General features: G+C 55.5%; 22 protein-coding genes. 16 read left to right on the top strand and 6 right to left on the bottom strand.

What is annotated here, in order from left to right; translation table 11 throughout:
• Window positions 1-8: 8 nt before the first annotated feature.
• The 8 genes from F0155_RS14325 to F0155_RS14290 all read left to right on the top strand — a co-directional run bounded on the left by F0155_RS14325 (window position 9) and on the right by F0155_RS14290 (window position 8458).
• Window positions 9-1010 carry an adenosine deaminase gene (locus F0155_RS14325; protein ID WP_150525214.1) on the top strand — a complete coding sequence of 334 codons (1002 nt, stop codon included), beginning with the start codon at window positions 9-11 and terminating at the stop codon, window positions 1008-1010.
• Window positions 1011-1046: 36 nt separating this feature from the next.
• A complete protein-coding gene (locus F0155_RS14320; protein WP_150525213.1) occupies window positions 1047-2273 on the top strand; it encodes a DUF1688 family protein in 1227 nt (408 codons plus the stop codon).
• Window positions 2274-2349: 76 nt separating this feature from the next.
• Window positions 2350-2979 carry a uracil phosphoribosyltransferase gene (upp, locus tag F0155_RS14315; RefSeq protein ID WP_150525212.1) on the top strand — a complete coding sequence of 210 codons (630 nt, stop codon included), beginning with the start codon at window positions 2350-2352 and terminating at the stop codon, window positions 2977-2979.
• A 296-nt stretch (window positions 2980-3275) separates the two neighbouring features.
• Window positions 3276-4181, top strand: a complete 906-nt coding sequence (locus tag F0155_RS14310; protein WP_150525211.1) for a ribokinase — start codon at window positions 3276-3278, stop codon at window positions 4179-4181.
• 69 nt (window positions 4182-4250) lie between these two features.
• Window positions 4251-4760: a retropepsin-like aspartic protease family protein gene (locus F0155_RS14305; protein WP_150525210.1), complete on the top strand. Its 510-nt coding sequence runs from the start codon at window positions 4251-4253 to the stop codon at window positions 4758-4760.
• Between the two features lie 64 nt (window positions 4761-4824).
• Window positions 4825-6324 carry a phosphomannomutase/phosphoglucomutase gene (locus F0155_RS14300; protein WP_150525209.1) on the top strand — a complete coding sequence of 500 codons (1500 nt, stop codon included), beginning with the start codon at window positions 4825-4827 and terminating at the stop codon, window positions 6322-6324.
• 94 nt (window positions 6325-6418) lie between these two features.
• Complete coding sequence (locus tag F0155_RS14295) at window positions 6419-7402, top strand: aldose epimerase family protein (protein ID WP_150525208.1); 984 nt, start codon at window positions 6419-6421, stop codon at window positions 7400-7402.
• 21 nt (window positions 7403-7423) lie between these two features.
• Window positions 7424-8458: a histone deacetylase family protein gene (locus tag F0155_RS14290; RefSeq protein WP_150525207.1), complete on the top strand. Its 1035-nt coding sequence runs from the start codon at window positions 7424-7426 to the stop codon at window positions 8456-8458.
• A gap of 5 nt (window positions 8459-8463) precedes the next feature.
• Here F0155_RS14290 and F0155_RS14285 read toward each other — a convergent pair whose 3' ends face one another.
• Window positions 8464-9081 (bottom strand): HAD family hydrolase, encoded by a 618-nt coding sequence (locus F0155_RS14285; RefSeq protein WP_150525206.1) that lies wholly within the window; start codon window positions 9079-9081, stop codon window positions 8464-8466.
• A gap of 77 nt (window positions 9082-9158) precedes the next feature.
• Between F0155_RS14285 and F0155_RS14280 the strand changes: the two genes are divergently transcribed.
• Window positions 9159-10082: a phosphate/phosphite/phosphonate ABC transporter substrate-binding protein gene (locus tag F0155_RS14280; protein ID WP_150525205.1), complete on the top strand. Its 924-nt coding sequence runs from the start codon at window positions 9159-9161 to the stop codon at window positions 10080-10082.
• Between the two features lie 3 nt (window positions 10083-10085).
• Here F0155_RS14280 and F0155_RS14275 read toward each other — a convergent pair whose 3' ends face one another.
• The 5 genes from F0155_RS14275 to F0155_RS14255 all read right to left on the bottom strand — a co-directional run bounded on the left by F0155_RS14275 (window position 10086) and on the right by F0155_RS14255 (window position 14490).
• Window positions 10086-11270 (bottom strand): acetate/propionate family kinase, encoded by a 1185-nt coding sequence (locus F0155_RS14275; protein WP_425299945.1) that lies wholly within the window; start codon window positions 11268-11270, stop codon window positions 10086-10088.
• Window positions 11267-12685 carry a bifunctional enoyl-CoA hydratase/phosphate acetyltransferase gene (locus F0155_RS14270; RefSeq protein WP_150525204.1) on the bottom strand — a complete coding sequence of 473 codons (1419 nt, stop codon included), beginning with the start codon at window positions 12683-12685 and terminating at the stop codon, window positions 11267-11269. The genes F0155_RS14275 and F0155_RS14270 overlap by 4 nt, the downstream gene beginning before the upstream one ends.
• Before the next feature lie 136 nt (window positions 12686-12821).
• Window positions 12822-13400 (bottom strand): TadE/TadG family type IV pilus assembly protein, encoded by a 579-nt coding sequence (locus F0155_RS14265; RefSeq protein WP_150525203.1) that lies wholly within the window; start codon window positions 13398-13400, stop codon window positions 12822-12824.
• An 11-nt stretch (window positions 13401-13411) separates the two neighbouring features.
• Window positions 13412-13981, bottom strand: coding sequence for a TadE/TadG family type IV pilus assembly protein (locus tag F0155_RS14260; RefSeq protein ID WP_150525202.1), 570 nt, complete (start codon window positions 13979-13981; stop codon window positions 13412-13414).
• Window positions 13982-14010: 29 nt separating this feature from the next.
• On the bottom strand, window positions 14011-14490 hold the full coding sequence (locus tag F0155_RS14255; protein WP_150525201.1) for a pilus assembly protein N-terminal domain-containing protein: 480 nt from the start codon (window positions 14488-14490) through the stop codon (window positions 14011-14013).
• A 449-nt stretch (window positions 14491-14939) separates the two neighbouring features.
• Between F0155_RS14255 and F0155_RS14250 the strand changes: the two genes are divergently transcribed.
• From F0155_RS14250 to F0155_RS14220, 7 genes are all read left to right on the top strand, one after another.
• Entirely contained in the window at window positions 14940-15119 is a 180-nt protein-coding gene (locus F0155_RS14250; protein ID WP_150525200.1) for a Flp family type IVb pilin, read from the top strand.
• Between the two features lie 1475 nt (window positions 15120-16594).
• On the top strand, window positions 16595-16762 hold the full coding sequence (locus F0155_RS14245) for a Flp family type IVb pilin (RefSeq protein WP_150525199.1): 168 nt from the start codon (window positions 16595-16597) through the stop codon (window positions 16760-16762).
• 443 nt (window positions 16763-17205) lie between these two features.
• Complete coding sequence (locus F0155_RS14240) at window positions 17206-17397, top strand: Flp family type IVb pilin (protein WP_150525198.1); 192 nt, start codon at window positions 17206-17208, stop codon at window positions 17395-17397.
• A 194-nt stretch (window positions 17398-17591) separates the two neighbouring features.
• On the top strand, window positions 17592-18101 hold the full coding sequence (locus tag F0155_RS14235; protein WP_150525197.1) for an A24 family peptidase: 510 nt from the start codon (window positions 17592-17594) through the stop codon (window positions 18099-18101).
• Between the two features lie 169 nt (window positions 18102-18270).
• Window positions 18271-19041: a Flp pilus assembly protein CpaB gene (gene cpaB, locus F0155_RS14230; protein ID WP_150525196.1), complete on the top strand. Its 771-nt coding sequence runs from the start codon at window positions 18271-18273 to the stop codon at window positions 19039-19041.
• Between the two features lie 11 nt (window positions 19042-19052).
• On the top strand, window positions 19053-20498 hold the full coding sequence (locus F0155_RS14225) for a type II and III secretion system protein family protein (protein WP_192913816.1): 1446 nt from the start codon (window positions 19053-19055) through the stop codon (window positions 20496-20498).
• Between the two features lie 13 nt (window positions 20499-20511).
• On the top strand, window positions 20512-21222 hold the full coding sequence (locus F0155_RS14220; protein WP_150525195.1) for a CpaD family pilus assembly protein: 711 nt from the start codon (window positions 20512-20514) through the stop codon (window positions 21220-21222).
• Window positions 21223-21225 lie beyond the last annotated feature (3 nt).

Genomic DNA, 21225 nt, shown 5'->3' with positions numbered 1-21225 from the left:
GATGATCCATGACAGACTATGTGACGGTGCCGAAGGCAGAGCTCCACTGCCACATTGAGGGGGCAGCATCTCCCACGCTGGTCATGCGTCTGGCTGAACACTATCAAATTGACGTGTCGTCGATCATCGACCGGAAAGGCAAATATCGCTGGTCGGATTTTTCCACCTTCCTGCAGGCCTATGATCTGGCAAGCTCTGTGTTCAAGACACCGGGTGATTATTCGCTGTTGAGCGAAACCTATTTCCGCATGCTGGCGGCTGAGGGGGCCATTTACGGCGAAGTGTTCATTTCGCCAGATCATGCGCAGGCGGCGGGGCTTTCCTATCGATCCTATGTCGAGGGACTGGCTGCGGGCATGGAACGTGCCAAGCTCGACACCGGTATAGAAGGCCGGATGATCGCAATCGGTGTCCGCCATTTTGGGGCGAATGCAGTAGAACGCGTTGCCCGCGAAGTCATTGCCAATCCGCATCCTCTGGTCACAGGTTTTGGCCTTGCAGGAGATGAGCGCGACGGCCACCCATCCAATTTTTCCAAGGCCTTCAGGATGGCCGACGAAGCCGGGCTGGGGCTGACCGCGCATGCGGGCGAATTTGGTGGGCCTGAGAGCATCTCCGCAGCACTGGACTTCCTCGGTGTGACACGGCTCGGCCATGGGGTGCGGGCGGTTGAGGACAAGAGCCTCGTACGGCGACTGATTGATGAGAAGATCGTGCTTGAAGTCTGCCCCGGATCAAATGTGGCTCTGGGCGTCTACCCGGTCCTGCGATTTCATCCGGTCAATATTCTGAGAAACGAAGGGGTTCGCATCACATTGAATTCGGATGATCCGCCGTTTTTCGCAACCACGCTCGGACAGGAATACAAGACGGTCAGCACCACGTTCGGGCTGACATTCGAGGATCAGCTGGCGATCACCAGAACGGCCATTGATGCGGCCTTCTGCGACGAAGCGACAAAGAACCGGCTTCTGGTCCGTCTCGACAGTGCGACTTCGGATGCCGAATAACATTGCCTGTCGACTGAAAACGCACCGGGAAAACACATGACATCTGAAACGGCTCCGTCAGCACTTCTGGACCTTTTGACTGCGCAGCGGACACGCCGTGAAACTGCTGACGTGCTGCAAAGGGCCCTTCGTGGCGAGACGCGCTCCTTGTCCGTCGACCTTTCCCGACTGGACGAAGTTGCAAAGCTGTGTGACCTGGCCATGCAGGAAACATATCCCGATTATCAGGTGCCGCCGGCAAGCTGTTGGCGAATGCTGGAAAGCAGCGGCATGGATCGCTGGGATAGTCTTGCAAGTGCCCGAGGCTTCTCGTCTGCCGAGGATCTTTTGCAGGTCGCCGGAGATCTGGCGATCCTGCTGGGTGCCGCAGACGTAAACCCGCCCGAAGGTTGGATCTATACCGAACCGGGAACCGGCGAGGTTCATCGTGGCAGGACTGCCCTCTTCATTGCTGTCTTTGCAATGTTTCAGTCAGGCGTGTTTTCCGCCGACCCGAATGACCCGCTCCGCGTGGATGTTGACGCCCTGATCCGGCTTGAGGAGGACGAGATCGCAGCATCCTTCGGCCTTGATCGGTCTGTTCATCCAAAGTGGCTCGCCGCCATGACGGGGCATTTGCGCCGGTTTGGTGAAGTGGTCGGTATGCGGCCGGACGTCTTCGGCCATAAGGGAACGCTCCGTCCGGGCCGCCTGCTCGTTGCCATGTTGAAGCATGTGGAAGACGGTGATCTCAAGATGAGCACAGTTTTCGATAGCCTCTCTGATGCACTTGCGCCGCTTTGGAATGGCGGAGCACAGGAAGGCGACCTGATCCTCGGGGACAGCTGGCGTCTGGAAAGTGGTGACGACGAGATCATCGTGCCACTGCATCATGCGGTGCAGGCACTGGCGTTCAATCTGATTGAGCCTTTCTCATGGGCGGGTATCGGCACATCCGGCTTCGAGGAGCTTCCCGCGCCCAGCGACGGTATCCACGCCGGGCTGCTGGTGGCTTCGGGCGCAATTAGACCGGAAGACGCATTTCCCGCCGAGGCGCAGCGAACCGAATTGCGGGCAGTGTCGTCCGCGCTCATTGTGGAACTCGCCGCACGTCTGCGCCAAATTCTGGAAACAGACGCTGACGGTCTTCCTCTTCCCTGCATTATCGAGGGGGGAACGGTCAGGGCAGCGGCAAAACTGGCAATGGAAAATCCCGAGGCATTTCAGAAAGTCAGGAATATCCTGTCTACCGGGGCTGTTTTTTGGGCTCCAAAAGGGGCATAGCTTCAAAAGCCACATCTGAAATCGCACACAACAATCGGAACCGGCAACCTGCCGGATCAAACAGAAAGAGGCAGCCATGTCCGGAGCAAATGTGATCAGCCACCCGCTTGTACAGCACAAGCTTTCAATCATGCGGGACAAGTCGACATCCACTCAGGGCTTTCGCCGTCTGCTTCGAGAAATTTCCACGTTGCTTTGCTATGAAGTAACCCGCGACCTGCCGCTCGTTCGCCAGACGATCGAGACACCACTTGCGGAAATGCAGGCACCGACGCTCGCGGGCAAGAAACTGGTTTTTGCCTCCGTCCTGCGCGCAGGAAACGGCCTGCTTGAAGGCATGCTGGATCTGGTCCCGTCCGCGCGCGTGGCGCATGTCGGTCTTTATCGTGATCCTGAAACGCTGCAGCCGGTTGAATATTACTTCAAGGCACCGGAAGACCTGAACGAGCGTCTCGTGATCGTCGTTGACCCGATGCTGGCAACAGCCAATTCAGCGATTGCCGCCGTCCAGAAACTCAAGGAGCGCGGAGCAAACAACGTTCGTTTCCTGTGCTTGCTGGCCGCCCCGGAAGGCGTGCAGAAATTCAACGAGCATCATCCTGACGTGCCGATCTATACCGCCAGCATCGATGAGCGTTTGAACGAGAAAGGCTATATTGTTCCGGGCCTCGGCGATGCCGGTGACCGGATGTACGGCACGAAGTAAGGTTTCGATCTAGGCTGCGTGGACGAATTGGAGGCGTATTTCGTGGATCAAAGGGCAAAATATGATGGAAAGGGGCCTGAAGAACGTATTGATCATACGTTCAAGGGGACGTTTCCTTCAGATTGCAGACGTTTGATCCACCCGAATGGGCCGGGCCTGCAGCGCCCAATACCAAGGCAAATCCGGCTTGACGATGCACCACATCGCCTGCGCCAGCTCTGCCTTGTCTTGAACGCTGAATTTCCCGGCGAAATACATCGCCAATTCGTCTACACAGCCTAAGAGCAGGGGCAGCCATGATCACGGTATTCGGGTCCATCAATCTCGATCTTGTTGTGGTCGTGCCGCGCCTGCCCGGACCGGGTGAAACCGTCAACGGGCCGGATCACCAAAGTTTTGCGGGCGGAAAAGGTGCCAATCAGGCGCTTGCCGCCCGTCTTGCTGGCGCTGAAGTCTCCATGATCGGGGCCGTGGGATCGGATGCATTTGCCGATCTTGCGCTGGCGAACCTGCTGGCCACTGGCGTCGAGCTGTCCCATGTTCGCCGTCTGGACGGCGCAACCGGGCTGGCCCTTATCGGGGTCGACGCAGGTGGAGAAAACCAGATCATCGTTGCAAGCGGTGCCAATGCGCGCGTTGACGCGAACTGGCTGGCGGGAGCATTGGCAGTCGATGGCATGCTGGTGTTGCAAGGCGAAGTGCCAGCGCAACAGGCTCTCGCAGCCATGAAATCGGCGAAGGCTGCCGGCGCATCCGTATTCTACAATCCCGCTCCGGTTCCCCGGAGCTCTATTCCTGAACTGATCGAGCAGGTCGACGTTCTGGTGGTCAACGAAACCGAGGCCCAGCATATCGGGAGCGCCTTGGGTGTGGCTGGAGAGCCGGAAGACTTTGCTGAGGCAGTCGCCTCGGATCATAATCTTGTCGTGGTCACTCTTGGTGCCGACGGAGTTGTGGCCCGCAAGGGCAAGGACCGCTTTCGGTTCAGGCCGCCGGCTGTTGAAGTGGTGGACACAACCGGAGCAGGGGATGCCTTTTGCGGAGCGCTGGCAGCAGCCCTCCACAGCGGGCTTGAGCTGGAAGTTGCGCTCAAGCAGGGCGTTGCTGCTGGCAGCCTTGCCTGCACGCGCACCGGAGCGCAGTCGAGTGCTCCAACCTCCGCTCAGATTGCAGAAATGGCCGAAAAGGTCGAAAAAATCTGATCCTTTCACGACCTGATAAGACTGACAGGGTAACGTACAGTCTCCTTGGATGTTTTACAGGATCAGAAGATGTGGCGTCTGCTCGTCCCGGTCATTGCAATCGCCGTTGCAGCTCCGTTCGTGCCTGGAGTTCTCCAGACCTATGTGGATTCCCGGCAATCGGAGGAAAGTGCGCGCCAATCGGCCGATGATGAAAATGAGAGTGGTGAACGCATCTACAAGATCCAGGTAGGGCGTGATGGGCACTATGTGACGGATGGAAAACTGAATGGTCGGACCGTGACCATGCTGGTGGATACCGGCGCTTCCGCACTGGCCCTGCCGGAGAGCGTTGCCAAGAAGATCGGTGTCTTTCCAAAGCCTTCAGACTACACCTTGCCCGTGAGTACGGCCAATGGCGTCGCCAAGGCTGCGCGGGCCACGGTTCGCGAAATGAAGCTTGGTTCCATTCGCCTTCGAGATGTCGATGCGATCATTCTGAAAGACGACCTTTTGAGCATCACGCTGCTCGGCATGTCCGCTTTGGGTAAGCTCGACAAGTTTCACTTTTCAAATGACACCCTGATACTGGTCCAATAAGGTCCGCAGCAATCCTTGGGTTGCGTCTGAATCGTAACTCACCCCACCCATACAAGAGGTTTCCATGTTCCCGAAGCCGGTACCTTTTCTCAAGGCCAACACATTCGAATATGAGTCCGCCCCGATGGTGAAACCCACGGGGTTTCGGGAATATGATGCACGTTGGCTTTTTGAAAAAGAAATCAATCTCATGGGTATGCAGGCCTTGGGAATGGGGATTGGTACCCTCATTCACGAGCGCGGCGTACGTCCGGATATTGTTGTCGGCCACGACTTCCGCGGCTACTCGGCCTCGATCAAGATGGCGGTGATCAACGGCCTCATGGCTGTTGGGATCAACGTGCATGATATCGGTTTGGCCTTGTCGCCGATGGCGTATTTCGCACAGTTCGCGCTGGATGTTCCGGCGGTGGCGATGATTACCGCATCGCATAACGACAATGGCTGGACCGGCGTGAAGATGGGTATCGACCGCCCGCTGACCTTTGGCCCGGATGAAATGGGACGGTTGAAGGACATTGTCCTTGAAGCCCAGTTCATCGTGAAGGGAAGCGGCAGCTATCGTTTTGTCGAGAATTTCCCTGAAGTCTATTTCAACGATCTGACCAACCGGGCCAAGCTGAAGCGCCCGATCAAGGTGGTTGCAGCCTGTGGCAATGGGACTGCCGGAGCTTTTGCGCCGCGTATCCTCTCCGCGCTTGGGGCCGATGTCATTCCGCTGGATACAGAGCTGGATCACACGTTCCCGCGCTACAATCCCAACCCGGAAGACATGAAGATGCTTCATGCGCTCCGCGACAAGGTGATGGAAACCGGTGCGGAGGTCGGGCTTGGCTTTGACGGCGACGGCGACCGATGCGGCGTTGTTGACAACGAGGGTGAGGAAATCTTCGCTGACAAGGTTGGCGTGATGCTTGCCCGCGACATCTCCGCACTGTACCCGAACAGCCAGTTTGTGGTCGATGTGAAGTCGACTGGTCTCTTCAACACGGACCCGGTTCTTCAGGCAAACGGCGCGAAAACCGACTATTTCAAGACCGGCCATTCCTACATCAAGCGCCGGGTGACGGAACTAAAAGCCATCGTCGGCTTTGAAAAGTCCGGTCACTATTTCTTCAATGCCCCGATTGGGCGCGGTTATGACGACGGACTGGTATCGGCCATCGCCATTCTCGACATGCTGGACCGGAATCCGGACAAGACCATGGCGGATCTGCGCCGTGATCTTCCCAAGACCTGGGGGTCTCCGACCATGTCGCCGCATTGTGACGACGAGATCAAATACGGCATCGTTGACAAGGTCGTTGCCCGGTTCAAGGACATGCAGGCCAAGGGCGAAAAGATCGCCGGTCACCCGATCACGGATCTCATCACCGTCAACGGCGTCCGCGTGGTGACGGATGACGGCACATGGGGTCTGGTGCGAGCTTCCTCCAACAAACCGGAGCTGGTTGTTGTGATCGAAAGCCCTGCGTCTGAAGAGCGTTTGCACGCGATGTTCAAGGCGGTCGATGGCGTGTTGCGGGAAAACCCGGAAGTGGGTGAGTACAATCAGACCATCTGATTGTTCAAATGAGCTCCATGAAAAGGCGTCCGGGCCCTTGCGGTTCGGGCGCCTTTTCCTTTAACGAGGTTTTCTGGCAATCGGAAAACCGCTCATGATACAGATCTTTGGCACACTGCCGGACGGGACGGACATTCAGGAAATTTCGCTGAAGAAGGGCGCCCTGGAAGCGAAGGTGCTGACCTATGGTGCCATCGTCAAGGATTTGACCTTCAATGGCAAATCGGTCGTCCTTGGCTTTGCTGATCTCGGCGCCTATCTGGCAGACAGCAATTATATTGGCGCTGTTGTCGGGCGCTGTGCGAACCGGGTTGCCGGTGGTGTCGCCGTCATTGATGGCCGGGCTTCCGCCTTGAGCCTCAACGTAGACGGGCGAGACCATTTGCATGGCGGACATATTGGGTTCTCCCGACGTGTGTGGAGCGTGGAGCAGCACGACAAGGCAAGCGTTCTCCTCAAGCTGGTGTCTGAAGACGGGGAAGAAGGCTATCCGGGGCGTGTGGAGGCTCTGGTCCGCTATACGCTGACCGGTGCCGGAGCCTTGCGGGTGAAGATTACAGCCACGACGGACAAACCAACTCTCGTCAATCTCGCGCAGCACAGCTATTTCAATCTGGATGGCAGCGTGTCGGTTGCCGATCATGTGCTGGAGATTGCGGCCGAGCGCTATTTGCCTCTTGGAGAGGGGCTCGTGCCGACCGGCGAAATTCGGAACGTCGCCTGGACCCCGTTTGACTTTCAGGACGGGCGCAGGATCGGGACTACGGAGAACTTCGATCTGAATTTCTGCCTTGCAGACGAACCGCAGGATGACGTGGCTTTTGCCGCGGCTCTGGAAGATGCGGGCGGCGAGTGCCGGATGGAAGTCTGGACAACGGAGCCCGGGTTGCAGCTCTACGATGCTGGTCAAATGCTGACGGAAGCAAAGGGGTTGTCGGGCTTTCCTTACGGCCCCAAAGCCGGTGTCGCGCTGGAAACACAGCGCTGGCCGGACGCGATCAACCACGAAGGGTTTCCGTCAGCTGTCTTGCGGCCCGGCGAAACCTATACCCAGATCACGGAATTTCGGTTTTCCTGACATCTGACGGGAGCAGTTCACATGAAAACGGTATTTTCCGATGACCAGTTGCTACATGCGCCGCGGCACGAGATTTCCGATGGGCAACTAAAGCCTGCAGTTGAAATTCCGAGCCGGGCCGAGATTGTTTTGAAAACAGTCAAAGCCCGAAACCTCGGTGACATTCTGGAACCGTCCGACTTCGGTCAGCGGCCCTTGGAGAAAGTGCATGACAAGGGCTACCTTGCCTTTCTCGAATGCTTTTGGGGCAAGTGGGAAGCGGAGGGGCGAGCCTCGGCTGAGGCCTTCCCGTTTATCTGGCCGGTCCGCTCACTGCGCGCAGATCCAGTGCCCGATCACATCGACGGCCAGCTCGGCCGATATTCCATGGACGCGGGAACGCCGCTTGGTGCCCGGACATGGGAAGCTGCCAAAGCGTCTGCGAACACGGCCCTCACAGCTGCCAAGCTGGTGCATGAGGGAAACAAGGCTGCCTTTGGCCTCTGCCGCCCGCCCGGGCACCATGCCGGAAAGGATTTCTTTGGTGGCTATTGTTTTTTGAACAATGCTGCGATTGCAGCCCAATGGCTTCGGGACAATGGGGCTGAACGGGTCGCGATCCTTGATGTGGACTATCATCACGGCAACGGAACCCAGGCGATCTTCTACGACCGTCCCGACGTGCTTTTCCTCTCAATTCACGCGGACCCGCGTCAGGAGTATCCCTATTTCCTTGGTCATGGCGACGAAACGGGCGTGAAGGGCGGGACCGGTTTTACGAAAAACTGGCCGCTGGCACTCGGTACGGATTGGGAGGGCTACCTGCCTGCACTGGAAGAGGCATGCCATTGGCTAAAGGTGTTCAAGCCTGATGCGCTGGTTGTGTCGCTCGGGATGGATTGTTTTGAAAACGACCCGATCTCCGGCTTCAAGTTCACCAGCGACGACTTCTCCCGCCTTGGCGCCCGGCTCGGCAAGACCGGCTTGCCGACAGTGTTCCTGATGGAAGGCGGATATGCAGTCGATGCCCTTGGCACCAACTGCGTCAATGTTCTTGAGGCCTTTGAGAAAGGCTAACCGGGTCAAACCGGAAAGCCGTGGCCTTTCAGTTCGGACCGAAGCTTTGCCGGGGTGGTAAAGTGAATGCCGTGCAGCCCGACAGAGTTTGCTGCGTCGACATTGGCAAGTGAATCGTCAATGAAGACGCAGTCCTGCGGAACCAGATCATTCCGTTCGATCAACAGGTGATAGATCGCCGGATCTGGCTTCAAAAGACGCACGTCGCCAGACACGATGGTGTCAATGAAAGAGTTTGCCAGAAAGGGGAACCGCACCTTGCATTCATCAAGTTTCTCGACTGAGAAGTTGGTGATTGCATAGAGCGGCACTCCGTTCGCCTTGAGAGCTTCCAGGATCTCGACTGTCCCCTCGATGGCTTCCGGCAGGGTCTCGTGCCACCGGTCATAGAACGGCCTGATCAGGTGCTCGTGATCGGGAAACTGCTCTACGAGAAGAGCTATGCCTTCAGCCCAAGGCCGGCCGCGATCCTGTTCCGCGTTCCATTCGGGCGAGCAGATCCGGGTCAGAAAGTACTCACGCTCTTCGGCATCCGGGATCAGCTTTTCGTAGAGAAGATTTGGGTCCCAGCGCAGCAGTACGTTTCCAAAGTCAAATATCACTGTTTTTGGACTTGCCGCCATGAAGACACCTGAATGTTAAGGGACTGTCGCCTAATTGAACGTGGTTTATCTTCGAATCATGGAGCTGTGGCAACTTGATGACGCGTATTCGTATCCTCTTTTCCTTGGCGTTCGCCTTCAGCTTTGGCAGCCTTTGCTCCGGCGCAGCTCTGGCGGACAATGAAGTAACCCGCTTCAGGGTTGGTGTGGCCATCGGAACGCAGGAAGATGCGCGTGAGCAAATGGAACCTTTCCGAGTTGCTCTCGAGAAGATCATTGATCGCCCCGTTGATCTTTATCTGATCGACACGATGGGTGGGCTGGTGGAGGCTCTGGCGTCTGGTGAAATCGACTATGCCCGCCTGACACCAACCGCCTATGCTGCAACGGACGCCTTGTGCGAATGTGTCGAGCCCATGGTATCGGCGCGGCCGGATGAAAAGACTGACCGTTTTCACGCCATTCTGGTGGCTCCCAAAAAGGAAGAACTCACGACCTTGCAGGACCTCAAGGGGGTGCATCTGGGTGTTGAGGACACGCGTTCGGTTGCCGGCTATCGGGTACCGCTTGCGAACTTGAAATATGAGGGGGTAGACCCCTGGACCCATTTCAGTGCCCTGATTCAGGTGGCCGATGGTGTGGAAGGCGCGCGCGCTGTTCTGGACGGACGCCTTGGAGCAACCTTGGCCTGGTCGACCATGAGCGGAGACCAGAAATCCGGTTATTCAGCGGGGTCCCTGCGCGACATCTATAAGGCGAACAAGCGCGACCTTGGAAAGCTCTCGGTCGTCTGGCAGTCACAAGGCATCCCGTTCTCAGCCCATGTTGTACGCACCGCATTGCCTGACGACATGAAGCGGGCGCTCCGGGCCGGGCTGATGGAGTTGAAGAAGTCTTCTGCGCGCGCCTATCGAGCGATCGAACCGGACTTTCCCGGTGGCTTCATACCAGTGGTTCACTCAGACTATCGCGCCGTGATGAGAACCTACGATCCGGATTTGCAGGCAGTCTTCGGCCGGTAAGGTTCATAACGAGGCGGGCGCAAGGAGTTTATCTGCATGCCGCCTGATCATCTCCTCCTTGTTAGTGCGAATGACAAGGACTTTGATCCGGCTGGCAGGAGCGGAAATTATCTCCGTGCCTGACCTGTTGCGCTCTGCATCAATCACAAGCCCCAGCCAGTCCTGATCCGCGCAGACTTCCTCCCGGATCTGTGCTGCGTTTTCGCCAATACCCCCGGTAAAGACCAGCGTATCGAGACCATTTAGGACAGCCGCCAAAGCGCCCAGTTCTCGTCGGATGCGCGCAACGTAGTAGTCGATGGCTTCCCTTGCAGCCGGGGAGCTGCTTGTGAGCAATATACGCATGTCCTGACTTTCGCCCGACAGACCCTTGAGCCCGCTCTCCGTGTAGAGCAGGTTCGAAATCTCCTCGGCAGACATTGCTTTCTCGCTCATCAGATAGAGGAGGACACCGGGGTCAAGCTGGCCGCATCTTGTGCCCATTGCGAGCCCGTCCAGCGCGGTGAAGCCCATCGTGGAGCCAAGGCTGCGGCCATTCTTGATCGCAGACATGGAAGCCCCGTTTCCCAGGTGCGCAACCACGACCCGGCCCGCAAAGAGGTCTGGATGATGCTGAGCCAGATGGTCGCAGATATATTCATACGAAAGTCCATGAAAGCCGTAGCGGCGAACACCCTCGTCATAAAAGGAGCGGGGCAGAGCGAACGTATCCTGGACCCACGGGTGACCACGGTGAAACGCCGTATCAAAACAGGCAACCTGTGTGGCAGTCGGAAAGGCCAGAGTGGCTGCGTCCACGCCCGCCAGATTGTGGGGTTGGTGCAGGGGAGCAAGCGGGATCAACCGTTCCAGTTCTGCGCGAACCGCTCGGTCGATCACGGCAGGCTGGGAAAAACGGATGCCGCCATGCACCACCCGGTGCCCGACAGCGGCAACGTCCTGCCCATCCGTTTCGCGCAAAAGCAGCGGCAAGAGACTGTCCAGCGCGTCTTTGTGGGTGGCGTCGTCTGTCGGGAGCTGCGCCTTCGTCCGAATGCCGGTTTGTTTCGACACGTAGTCAATCTCGGGGCGAGCGCCCAGACCGGATATCTGGCCTTCCGCAAGCACCGTGGTGTTTCGGTAAAGGCGGAATTTGATCGACGAGGAACCGGAATTGAGAACGAGGATCAACCGGGCGGCGGCCATCATGCCTCGTCAGCCTGAAGGAGAGCAGGGACCGGCGCTCCGTTTGCAAGCCAATAGTCATAAAGAACCGCGAGGGCGCAGGAGGCAAGACGGGCACGCCCGTTGTCTGCCCTGCTTGTCAGCATGACCGGGACCTTGGCTCCGACCACGAGCCCAGCTGCTTCCGCATGAGCCAGAAATGTAAGCTCCTTGGCCAGCATGTTGCCCGATTCAAGATTGGGAACAATCAATACCTCCGCCCGCCCGGCAACGAGAGACTTGATGCCCTTCGTTCGAGCGGCCTGAAGGTCTATCGCATTGTCCATGGCAAGCGGGCCGTCGACAATGCCGCCGGTAATTTGCCCGCGCTCGGCCATCTTGGAAAGGATAGCCGCATCAAGGCTGGAGGGAATTGACGGGTTCACCGTTTCAATTGCAGACAGAATACCGACCTTGGGCTGTTCCAGACCGGCCGCAAGCGCCGCGTTGATCGCATTCTGGGTGATGTCGACCTTGGTGTTGAGATCTGGCGAGATATTGATGGCGGCATCGGAGATCAGCACCAAGGTCGACCGTCCGGGAATGTCCATGGCAAAGACATGACTGATCCGGCGCTTCGTGCGCAACCCGGCGTCCCGTTTGACAATGTGGCGCAGCAGGTCATCGGAATGGATGTGCCCCTTCATGATGGCCTTGGCTTCTCCTGCATGCACCAGCTGCACGGCATGGGCCGCAGCCTCCGTCTCATCCTGAGTTTCAATTATGCGGAACTGACCAAGGTTTGCGCCAAGACTGGCGGCCGCCTTTTCGATCAGGGCGCGTTCGCCAATCAGGATCGGCCCAATCAGCTTGTTTTCTGCTGCAAGAAGGGCGCCTTGAAGTGACGCATCATCTGTCGGAGAGACAACCGCAGTGGTCAGGGCTGGGAGCGTTTGGGCCGCACGGATCATTCCGTTGAAGTGCCTATGCCGCTCAACGAGGATTGCGGGAAGGTCGGAGGCGTCAAATTCAATGGTCTTCGGCGGTGCGGTCACTTCCGCGCGCCCTGATGCGATCAAGCGCCCATCCGGATCGATCGTCACCGAAACATTGAGAAGCACCCGCTGGTTCGGCAGTTTTTCAGCAACGTCCACCTTGACCGTGAGTTGATCTCCAACGGAGACAGCCCCATGGAAGGTGAAGGTTTGAGATCGGTAAATAGTGCCGGGACCGGGGAGAATATTGCCAAGAACAGCGGACACAAGAGCTCCAATCCACATAGATGGAGCAACTGGCGCATCTACCTTGCCGTCGCCGGTCCAGTCGGTGTCAGGTAGGTGCAACGGGTTGCGGTTCCCGGAGGCATGCGCAAAGATCAGCAGGTCATTGACCGTACAGACCCGAGAAATTCTGGCAGATTGACCGACGTAGATTTCATCATAGGTCTTGTTCGTTGCCATGTGTAGCTCCCGGCACAGTGCTCATTCGAGGTTGCAGCGCCGGGGACCCTATCTTTTCAAAGCGACAAAACAAATACGCAGTATCTGCTATTTTGCCGATTTCACTAAGGCATTCAAACTCAGGAGAAAAACGTCCTCAGCATGTCTTGCAGACGACCTCATCACTAAGGCGGGGTCGCAGAAAATAAACGTCTTCTAGTGTCATTGATTTAGCTCGGGGGAATATGCCTTGTGCGAAAGACGCAAACATCGGCACATAATTGTAGGTAGACATACCGACGATTACTGTTGAGTTCGGTATCTTGACTACAGCTGGGATGCTGATTGGAGGCTCTGTACCGGTTGGCCATGGTCTATACTGCCTGTTGCCTACACTCCAAAGAACGGTCGCCTTGCCGCGCGCATCAAACCCAACACTTGCAACAACATTGGTCATCGGTCCCGCAGCATACGGGAACATGATGGTTCGGGCGCTCCACATGAGGTCGTTAACTTCCAGGCGCGTTAGTTCTTGCGATTGAGAAACCAAGTCGGCCAAAGTGCTCGCAACTTGACTGACTTTTCTGTCGTGGTTCAGCGCTTCCGTGGTTTCTGCCATACCGATCAACAAAATAAGCAGAACCGGCAAAAGTAGTGCAAATTCAACCGCTGCAACCCCCTCCTCTTTGGAGGAGAGGGAACGAAAAAGACGGAAATGGGAGCAAAAGGACTTCATGCTGCATACACCTACCACGGCTCAGTTCTGAAAATATGGGTCGAGTAGAGCAGTCTCTCACCCGAACTGTCGCCGGGACCGAATTTGAGAATGGAAGAGAACATTGGCCAGCGATACATCACGCGCACGGCCACGATTTCTGACCGACCGATATTGGACGCATATTGATCGCCAGTCGGCTTGCCATCCTTGTCCAGCATGGGCGGAAGACTATCGAAGTCTTTTCCATCATAGAAAGTCTTGATCTTGTCCACCTTGATCTGGACCTTTCCTGCTCCGCAGGGGAGCACAGGCATGTTGGCGCAAAGTTTGTCTCTGAAAATATTGACGCTGAAGGCCTGGCCCTGGCCAGTACGCACAAGACGCGAAGCTTCCAGAACGGCATTATCGACAATTCGGTTCACGAAGAATGCTAGGCCAAATTCTAGAATGCCGAAAATGAGCATGAAAAACGGAAGGCCAACGATGCCAAATTCGATCGCCGTGACGCCCTGATCATCCCGAGAGTACCTTCGGAACGCCTTGCGGAGTAGCGAAAGTGGCTTGCTGGCAACTTTCTTGCCAGTGCGGTCTCGTGGCATCCTGGTTTCTGGAGGAGTATTGTTAGACATTATTGTCCGCCGCCACCACCAGCTGCTTTCAGAGCAAGCTCGTTCCGCTTTGTTGCCTGTTCAGCGACATTGTCGAAGTTTTCAGTTTGATCACCAAGACGCAGTGTGGGCTCGCATTCAGGCGCACAGGAATAAGTCTGACGCGAAGCGTTGCGGTGAACCAGCACCGTTCCGTCACCAGCAGCCTTTACGGTGATCACTTCGTCAATGATCGGCTCGTTGTTGTCATCAAGGATGACCAGGTTGGTGCTGCCGTAGGATTTGCCCGTGATAACCACCGTGGTGGAGTCATGCATCGCAACGTCTGCAATAAACGGATTGCCAACGATCACGGTGCTCGCAGGCTCCTGAATTCGGAAGACCTTTGCACGGTCAACCATAACGGTTACCGGCCCTTCCTGAGCCTGAGTGGCGGTGCTGGCGACCATTCCTGTAAGGAAGATCGCTGCGTAGGTCTTAATTTTAGCGGGGAAAGTCATTTCCGGCTCCAGCAAAACTAGTTTTTTGCATTAGCGCAAAACATGGTGAAAGATTTGCTAACAATCGATGACGTAGCTGAAATTTGGTTCAGACCCGTAAATATAAGGCGGTTATTAATTCAAAATGAAACTCGCTGGCTAATATATGCCTTGGGTCACTTTAGTTCATTTGAAAGTCTCGCTTTGGTGAATAAAGTACTGTGATCCGTGCGTAAAAATATGAAGCTGATGCTGCGTATTTCAGTTCAAACGCAGGTATCGATGAAATTTCATTTCTGCAGCCTCGACAAAGTCTCAGTTTTTGCGTGAGCTGACGAAGAGGAGTTTTATAAAAAAATATAGAATTAATCGGATGGAAAGGGATTTTACGGCAGAAATACCCCCGGCAAGAATAAGAATGTGGTTCAGCAAATTCTGGGATCGAGACTTGGTTGGGTAGGGGGTTCTCCATGAAAAGCATGTTGAGGCGCTTGTTAAAGGATGAGGCAGGTGCGACTGCCATCGAATATGCATTGATTGGTGTAGCGGTTTCTATTGCCGTAATTGCGGCGGCGACGAATATCGGAACGGCGACATCAAACATGTTCTCCATGGTGGTCAATACAGTTGTGGCAGCCATTGGCTCTTAGGCTGGGCGCTTTTTCGGTTCATTCCAACCCGCTGTTTCCTGCCGACACCCGGGTGAGCGTATCCCGCCGGTAAAAATGACGAGCGAGCAATCGCAGGCAGCAATACCCCAAAAATCTCTACTTGAATTATGTGATCGACGGGCCGTCGAGCCGGATGCGCAAGAGTTCGGTGTCCGTGCGGGGATAATGGCTCGCACACTGCCACATGAGCGCTCTTATGTTTCCTATCTGCCTTTGGAACCATTAAGCTAATAGGCTGCTCGGGCGACTTCGAGACGAATTCCGAGAAGCAAGAGGCAAGAAGCGAAGGAAAGGACGCGCGCGAACGTATTGTATATACGTCTAAAAGGCCGCGTCCTTCAAAATGCAGCCACTTGCTTCACCTCGATCGTGGCCGGGTCCGCGCCGCTCAACATCACAATTAGTCTCGTTCAACGATGCGCGGCATTACCTATGCCGGTTTCATCTTGTTTTGAAACATGAGACTCCAATTCAACCTCTTAGCCTAGGCTTGAAATGATGTGGTCACACCGTTTTGGGCATATGCCAGCTCAGGGGTACCGGTCTGATCTCTCAATGCAGCTCTGGGTCCTTGCCTGCCCAATACGTGCCAGTGGATGGAAGCTCTGAAAGCGCGCTCGTGCATGTGGGCTGCCGATATCCGTGGCGTGTGATCCTTTTCAGGGCCGCTCCGCGTGTCTCCTTTATCCCAACCTGCTGCTCCTGATGCTGGGCGATGCAGGCCCGGCGCTTCGGGTGGAAGAAGCAGCCGCAATCTGGCGGAAACATCCCCTTGGGCGAATTTTCAATACGTTCTGCAGGTCCCATTCCATCGTCTTTGCCTTTTAACCCACGAAATACGTGGCCAGTTCGTTCCCGCTGCTCGGGATAGCTGGAGGTTATTTGCCTCTTGGTCCGGGAGAATTGCCGTGTTCTGCGTGCGAGGGCTTGTCATTCTTCTCAGAAGCCAGGTGGAATTTTCACGGTTCCAAAGAAAAGAACTGCCTACGACGCAGCATTTCGTAGCTATTGTTGCAGTATAGTTAATCAATTACTTACAAAAAATACACAAATAAGCATAAAGTACAGATACGTTGAATTTCTTGTAGAGTCGCGAAATTAGGTCGCAAGAAAGTGAATTTTCGCAAAATTACTTTCAGGTATGTGGAGGAATAGACTGGATTGTAGTATGCAAAATATTTTTACGGAGAAAAATCTGTGAAATCGCCGATAAATATCTCCAGTAAAAGCTGGAATGTCGAAAGAATACAATCGGATCACAAAAATAACCTAATTGAAGGTTGTATAGTGACGTAGCGTACTATCCGTAATCTCCTGTTTAGTGTTTGGTTTGGATGATCCGATTAATCGATTGGAAAGATGTTGGGAGTATTACTTTTCGTCAAGTTCGACCGGGCAGAAACAAGTCAGGCGGACTGAAGCTGTCAAATCAAGTGGAATTAGGAGCTCTAAGGATGAAGAATATTGTATCCCGCTTTGCCAAGGACGAATCTGGCGCAACGGCAATTGAATATGGTCTGATTGCAGGTCTGATCGCTATCGCCATCATCGGCGCAGCAACCACGCTCGGCACGAAACTGTCTGCCATGTTCACCACGATCGCGAACACGCTGCCGAATTAAAGTATAAGTTCCGGATAGACTTCAGGAGCTATTGGGTTTCCGAAGCTCTTAAAAAAGATAAGGCTCCCTCGCCCAGGTGAGGGGGCTTTTTTATTTACGTGAAAAAGGATATTTACAATTCATTTTGCCTGCATTTGTGTGTAGGGCGAAGAATTATATTTCAATATGCCTGATCTGCCGCGGTTATACCTGTTTGTGGTGACGATTTAGGCTTTTCAAGAGCGCCGCAAAGGAAGTCAAGCTTTGAGCAAGCATCAAACATGTCTTTGCGGTTAGTATAAAATTTACCACGAAAATTCCGGCTTGCGGGCTAGACAACTTTACCGAGTGCATTAACCGCTCGGAAAGGGCCTGGAACTACCTCTCTCCTCAAGCCTGGCGGTTGTGAACTAGCTCCGTCTGGTAGGGAAAGTTGTCTAGTTACAGGTGTTTAGGAGCGAGCTATGAAAAAGGTTTTTGCACGTTTTGCGAATGACGAGTCTGGTGCCACTGCAATTGAATACGGCCTTATCGCCGGTCTGATCGCGGTTGCGATCATTGGAGCCGCGCAGACGCTCGGCGGAGAAATCAATACGGCGTTCGGTAAGATTTCTACTGCACTCAAGGGTTCTGGCGGCACAGGCGGCACCCAGTAAGGAAAGAGACCCGCTGTCAGAGTGGGTTCAAAGGAAATGCCGACCGGACTCTCGGAAGGCCGGAAGCCCTGCCAATATGGTGGGGCTTTTCCTCTTTCGGTGATCCTATCCGCAGATAGAGGATATTAAGCTTTCTCCGCTATTCCTGCGCAGTAGGTCACAAAAGACCAGACTGAATTTGTGCGGAGTTTCCCATGTTTGCCGTCATGTCACTGGCGTTTCCCTTCTTGATCATCCGCGCGGGTGTGTCAGATTTGCTGACGATGACCATTCCGAACAAGCTCTGCATATTGTTATGTGTCTTGTTTGCACTCTATGTGCCGTTCTTTGGTCTTGGGATTGAGGAACTGGGAATGCATCTGGCAGGCGCCGGAGTTGTTTTCGTTGTTTGTTTCGGCCTTTTTGCCCTCGGTGTCATGGGGGGAGGGGACGCGAAATTGATGACCGCAATTGCGCTTTGGTTTGGTTGGACCCTAACCTTGCTCGAATTCCTGCTTCTGACAGCTGTGTTCGGAGCGGCCCTGACTCTGGGGCTTCTTGTTGCGAGATCTTATATCATTTTGCCTTCAAGGCTGGCGCAAATCGGGTGGCTTACCCATTTGCTACACCCGAAAACCGGCATTCCCTATGGCCTTGCCATCGCGGCCGGAGCGCTCTCTGTGTACCCTGCGTCATCTGTCTACGGTGCACTGATGCTGCCTTAGCGGCAGTGGGGTTTTGCGACCCTGAAAGTCTTTGGATTGCTTCTTAGAATTTTATTAAAATGCGCTAACCAAATAAAATCACTACGTATTAACCATGTTTTGACGATTGCCTAGTCAATATCAGTGTTGAAATGGTGCCCAGCGCACTCATGATCACGGGTATTGAACAATGAAGTACGCACGATTGGCAATATTGGGAGTGGCAGTAGGTGCAGGCCTCTTGGCTGCGCGTCTCGTTTCCACCTCCTCCGCCCCCGCCCCTGAGCCGGTCGCCGAAGCAGCTCCGGTCATTGAGAAGACAGACGTCCTGGTGGCATCTACCGATATCACTCTTGGAAGCAAGCTCTCTGGCGGTGACTTGACCTGGGCATCCTGGCCCACGGACGCATTGCCATCCGGGGTTTTGACCCGGGACGGTGATCCCGGCGCCGTTGAGCGCCTTGAAGGTCAGATTACCAGAACTCCCATCTTTTCCGGTGAGCCCATTCGCGAAGAACGGTTGATCAGCACCGACAAGGGATTCATGGCCGCGATTCTGCCGAAGGGCATGCGGGCCATCGCGGTCAGCGTTGAATCGGAAACAACGGCTGGCGGTTTTATCCTTCCCGGTGACAAGGTTGATGTCATTCTCACCAAGTCGGGCATTGACAGCGCCGGAGCGGTGTCGGATACGATCCTTGAAAACGTTCGTGTCCTTGCCATCGACGCGGTGACGGCCGGTGAGCAGGAAGAAAAGAACGTCGATCCAAAACGGACCGCAACGCTCGAACTCAATCTTCCGCAATCTGAAATAATCGCTCAGGCCCAACAATTGGGCACGATTTCCCTGGCGCTGCGTAGCGCTCAGGACTCTGCAGACGATGCAGAGAAGATAGTTCGCAGAAAGCGGGCTGTCACATACGTCAAATATGGCCTTCCAAGCCAGGCAGCATCGCAATGAGGACTTCAAACATGCACAAAGACAATGGGGCGCCAGAACGGCGCGGAGTGGTCGGCGTTGCTGTAAAGGCGTTGTTGACGGTGGCCCTTCTCATGACAATGGCCATCGGTGCAGAACGCGTACACGCACAGGACTTTGAAAAGCGCATTCATGTCGCGTCCGGAGAGAGCGTCTCCAACCGACTTCTGAGTGTCGGTGTTGGCCGGTCGGTTATCATCGATACCGCAGAGCCGGTTGCGGATGTTCTGGTGTCCAATCCGCGTGTGGCTGACGCTGTGGTCCGCACGCCAAACAGGATCTTCGTCCTCGGCAATACGGCGGGGCAGGCCAATCTGGTGCTGTTCAGCCGCACGGGTCGCGAACTGGCGAGTTTTAACCTGCGTGTTGAGCCCGACACCTCGGATCTGGTCCGGTTCATCCAGAAATACATCCCTGGGTCCAACATTCAGGCTCAGTCGCTCAACGGCAACATCATTCTGTCCGGAACTGCCTCAAGCACGGCCGATGCGCAGCGCGCCGCCGACCTTGCAGCACGCTATGCCGGCACGGATGTTGATGCCAAGGACATCCTGAACATGGTGACCGTAGAGGGTGAGGATCAAGTCCATCTGCGCGTGACGGTAGCTGAAGTGGACCGCTCTGTTATCAAGCAGCTCGGTGTCGCTTTGAACGGGTCAATTGCAATCGGAAATGTTGGCATCGGCTTTGCGAACAACACGTCCTTCACTGCAAACCCTTCCATCGCCACACAGACAAGCTCGATCTCGGGTCTTTTCAAGTCCGGTACGACGTCCATCGGGGCGGATGTGAAGGCTCTGCAACGTGAAGGCATTGCACGCATCTTGTCTGAACCGACGCTGACAGCGATCTCCGGCGAAAACGCAAGCTTCCTGGCTGGTGGCGAATTCCCGATCCCGATCTCCTCTTCGGACGGCGAAGTGACTGTCGAATTCAAGAAGTTCGGTGTCGGTCTCGACTTTACTCCGGTGGTCATGTCGGGGGGTCGTATCAGCCTCCGCGTGAAGACCGAGGTCAGCGAGCTGAGCTCCGAAGGTGCGGTGGATATCGGAACACTTGCCATTCCCGCCCTGAAGGTACGCCGCGCGGAATCCACGCTGGAACTTCCCTCAGGCGGAACTCTGGTGATGGCTGGTCTTTTGCAGGAAACTTACAATCAGACGGTCAATGGTGTTCCGGGCCTGATGAAACTTCCGGTGCTCGGGGCCCTGTTCAAGAGCCGTGACTTCCTGCGCAAGCAGACAGAACTGGTGGTGTTCGTGACCCCGTATATCGTCAACCCGGTTGCTGCTTCTAAGATCCAGCGTCCTGACCAGAACCTGGCTCCGGCAGATGATTCCGAAACGATCTTCCTGAACAGGCTGAACAAGGTCTACCGCGCCGGCGGAAACGCTGGTCAGGGACAGTATCACGGCCAAGTCGGGTTCATTTACAAGTAAGGCGGACGAGAAAATGGTAGCCATCAAAATGTCCCGGTCTCGAACCGCAATTGGAGCGACATTCCTCGTTTCCCTGGTTCTTGCCGGTTGCAACTCCCAAACCGTGGGACAGAACAACAGCCAGCTCGCGTTGACGGACTACAGCCTGCGTCATCCGATCGTCGTCACCGAGCAGCCTGAGGTTCTCGATCTTCCGGTCGGTGCGAATATGCGCAACCTCAACAACAGTCTCAAAGGAACGATTGAGGGCTTCGGTGCAGATTCCCGCAAACGTGGCAACGGCCGCGTGGAGATCCTGGTGCCGTCGGGTAGCCGGAATGAGGCAGCTGTCCACTCGGTTGTTCCCCAGATCCGCAGCGCCTTGAGGGCGGGTGGATTGTCGGCGGGAGCGATTTCGACACGAAGCTATAGCGTGGGCGACGCATCGGCAGATGCCCCAATTCGCCTGTCCTATCCAAGAATTCAGGCTACGGCAGGCCCATGCGGGTCTTGGGACGGAAACCTGGGCAATGTTCCGAACAAGAACATCGACTACGGGAACTACGGCTGCGCCACGCAGGCAAATCTTGCGGCGATGGTCGAAAATCCGTCTGACTTGCTGTCACCGCGTGCAACGGCACCGGCGGATCAGGCAAGACGCGCGAATGTTTACAAGAATTTCCGTGAAGGAAAAACCACTGCGAGCACTTTCGCCGAAGGTGTAGGCGCAGCGGTTTCAGAGTGAGGG

This window comes from Roseibium sediminis, from assembly GCF_008711325.1.
In the GTDB taxonomy this organism is placed as follows: domain Bacteria; phylum Pseudomonadota; class Alphaproteobacteria; order Rhizobiales; family Stappiaceae; genus Roseibium; species Roseibium sediminis.
The sequence above is the reverse complement of the archived record's forward strand: the minus strand, read 5'-3'. Positions and strand labels throughout refer to the sequence as shown.

What these genes read in the sequence shown, in the direction of transcription:
- F0155_RS14275 (WP_425299945.1), bottom strand. Translation starts at nt 11,270, where the DNA reads ATGATGGCCGCCGCCCGGTTGATCCTCGTTCTCAATTCCGGTTCCTCG.
- upp (WP_150525212.1), top strand. Translation starts at nt 2,350, where the DNA reads ATGTCCGGAGCAAATGTGATCAGCCACCCGCTTGTACAGCACAAGCTT.
- F0155_RS14325 (WP_150525214.1), top strand. Translation starts at nt 9, where the DNA reads ATGACAGACTATGTGACGGTGCCGAAGGCAGAGCTCCACTGCCACATT.
- F0155_RS14290 (WP_150525207.1), top strand. Translation starts at nt 7,424, where the DNA reads ATGAAAACGGTATTTTCCGATGACCAGTTGCTACATGCGCCGCGGCAC.
- F0155_RS14225 (WP_192913816.1), top strand. Translation starts at nt 19,053, where the DNA reads ATGCACAAAGACAATGGGGCGCCAGAACGGCGCGGAGTGGTCGGCGTT.
- F0155_RS14265 (WP_150525203.1), bottom strand. Translation starts at nt 13,400, where the DNA reads ATGAAGTCCTTTTGCTCCCATTTCCGTCTTTTTCGTTCCCTCTCCTCC.
- F0155_RS14295 (WP_150525208.1), top strand. Translation starts at nt 6,419, where the DNA reads ATGATACAGATCTTTGGCACACTGCCGGACGGGACGGACATTCAGGAA.
- F0155_RS14270 (WP_150525204.1), bottom strand. Translation starts at nt 12,685, where the DNA reads ATGGCAACGAACAAGACCTATGATGAAATCTACGTCGGTCAATCTGCC.
- F0155_RS14255 (WP_150525201.1), bottom strand. Translation starts at nt 14,490, where the DNA reads ATGACTTTCCCCGCTAAAATTAAGACCTACGCAGCGATCTTCCTTACA.
- F0155_RS14250 (WP_150525200.1), top strand. Translation starts at nt 14,940, where the DNA reads ATGAAAAGCATGTTGAGGCGCTTGTTAAAGGATGAGGCAGGTGCGACT.
- F0155_RS14300 (WP_150525209.1), top strand. Translation starts at nt 4,825, where the DNA reads ATGTTCCCGAAGCCGGTACCTTTTCTCAAGGCCAACACATTCGAATAT.
- F0155_RS14220 (WP_150525195.1), top strand. Translation starts at nt 20,512, where the DNA reads ATGGTAGCCATCAAAATGTCCCGGTCTCGAACCGCAATTGGAGCGACA.
- F0155_RS14280 (WP_150525205.1), top strand. Translation starts at nt 9,159, where the DNA reads ATGACGCGTATTCGTATCCTCTTTTCCTTGGCGTTCGCCTTCAGCTTT.
- F0155_RS14285 (WP_150525206.1), bottom strand. Translation starts at nt 9,081, where the DNA reads ATGGCGGCAAGTCCAAAAACAGTGATATTTGACTTTGGAAACGTACTG.
- F0155_RS14235 (WP_150525197.1), top strand. Translation starts at nt 17,592, where the DNA reads ATGTTTGCCGTCATGTCACTGGCGTTTCCCTTCTTGATCATCCGCGCG.
- F0155_RS14320 (WP_150525213.1), top strand. Translation starts at nt 1,047, where the DNA reads ATGACATCTGAAACGGCTCCGTCAGCACTTCTGGACCTTTTGACTGCG.
- F0155_RS14240 (WP_150525198.1), top strand. Translation starts at nt 17,206, where the DNA reads ATGAAAAAGGTTTTTGCACGTTTTGCGAATGACGAGTCTGGTGCCACT.
- F0155_RS14305 (WP_150525210.1), top strand. Translation starts at nt 4,251, where the DNA reads ATGTGGCGTCTGCTCGTCCCGGTCATTGCAATCGCCGTTGCAGCTCCG.
- F0155_RS14245 (WP_150525199.1), top strand. Translation starts at nt 16,595, where the DNA reads ATGAAGAATATTGTATCCCGCTTTGCCAAGGACGAATCTGGCGCAACG.
- F0155_RS14310 (WP_150525211.1), top strand. Translation starts at nt 3,276, where the DNA reads ATGATCACGGTATTCGGGTCCATCAATCTCGATCTTGTTGTGGTCGTG.
- cpaB (WP_150525196.1), top strand. Translation starts at nt 18,271, where the DNA reads ATGAAGTACGCACGATTGGCAATATTGGGAGTGGCAGTAGGTGCAGGC.
- F0155_RS14260 (WP_150525202.1), bottom strand. Translation starts at nt 13,981, where the DNA reads ATGCCACGAGACCGCACTGGCAAGAAAGTTGCCAGCAAGCCACTTTCG.